The sequence below is a fragment of the Paenibacillus sp. GCM10027628 genome (assembly GCF_042676385.1).
GTDB lineage: Bacteria > Bacillota > Bacilli > Paenibacillales > NBRC-103111 > Paenibacillus_E.
In genome coordinates, this window is the sequence record NZ_JBHTHA010000065.1 from 1 (window position 1) to 1301 (window position 1301).

Genomic DNA, 1301 nt, shown 5'->3' on the forward strand with positions numbered 1-1301 from the left:
ATGGTCATACCCCTGTCAAGTAGACAGTTGAAAAAAAGCTATGCTGCCAGCGCGTGTCGATATTCAATCGGCGCGCGCTGTTTAAGTTTAGCTTGAAACCGTTGATAGTTATAAAAGTAGATGTACTCCTCAATGGCTTGATGAATCTCGGATTCTGACTTACACTGTTGGAGATACAACTTCTCTGTTTTGAGATGCGAAAAGAAGGATTCGATGCACGCGTTATCCAGGCAGGTTGCTTTGCGAGAGTGGCTGCCTTTGACGCTGAGTGCTTCCAATCGTGTGTTGTACGCTTGAGACGTATACTGGAAGCCTTGATCCGAATGGAGTACGGCCCCACATACGTCTCTTTTCCTTGTCCACTCTTCAATCGTATCGAGCACAAGTTGTACATCGTTACGCTCGGATAATTTCCATGCCACAATCTCATTATTAAACAAGTCTTGGATCGCAGACAGGTAGTAAAAACGCGTGCCATCGGAAATATATGTGATGTCAGTGACCAACTTCTGCTGAGGTCCTATGGCATGGAACTGGCGCTTTAGTCGGTTCGGATAGATGACGGATGGCTTGTAGCTGAAGCGTTGTCTTTTCTTTCGAATAACGGACTGAATGGATAATTCCCTCATCAATCTCCATATCTTTTTATGATTAACACGGTACCCAGCTTCCCATAAGGCATTCATCATACGAGGGTATCCGAAGTAAGGATGCACAGCGTGGATGGCCATCATATGCTCCTTTAACTCGTAATCTCGCGCTTGTTTTTGCATGCGCGACGAACGTGTCGCACGCCATTTGTAATAGCTGGCTCGAGGTATACCCGCGATGCTTAAGAGACGGGTGACACCGTGTACGCTGCGTAGTTCCTCAATTAGTTGGTAGTGATCTTGCTGTTCGACGTGACCTCCTTTACCAGATTTGGATACCGCTTTTTTAAGTATTCTACCTGCGCTTTCAGGTAGTCTCGCTCTTCCTCTATGCAGGCGAATGTCTCACGGGGACGTCCTTTAAGCGGGTTGGTAAGTCCTTTACGCTCGTCAAACTTGTCTCCGTTTTGCCACTTCTTTACCCACACCTTCAACTGTGAACAATTACGTATCTCCAGCTGCTCGGCCATCACCTTGTAACTCGAAGATCCCTCCACATAGGCTTTAACCGCCTCCAACTTAAATTCTTCTGTATAGCTTTGAAATACCTGTCCCTTTTTAGCCATAAAAAAATCCCCTCCAAATTTCACTCGTTCCCTCATGATAACATGACGGTTTTTATTGAGTGTCTACTTAAAGGGGATAATACCA

1 protein-coding gene is annotated in these 1301 nt (G+C 45.7%); it reads right to left on the reverse strand.

Going from position 1 to position 1301, the window contains the following annotated elements:
* Positions 1-38: 38 nt before the first annotated feature.
* Positions 39-1216, reverse strand: a protein-coding gene (locus ACFQZT_RS32225) for an IS3 family transposase (RefSeq protein ID WP_379307055.1) whose coding sequence is annotated in 2 segments (ribosomal slippage) — positions 39-928 and positions 928-1216 — 1179 coding nt in all. Because the reading frame shifts where the segments join, the coding sequence is not laid out codon by codon here.
* Between the last annotated feature and the right edge of the window lie 85 nt (positions 1217-1301).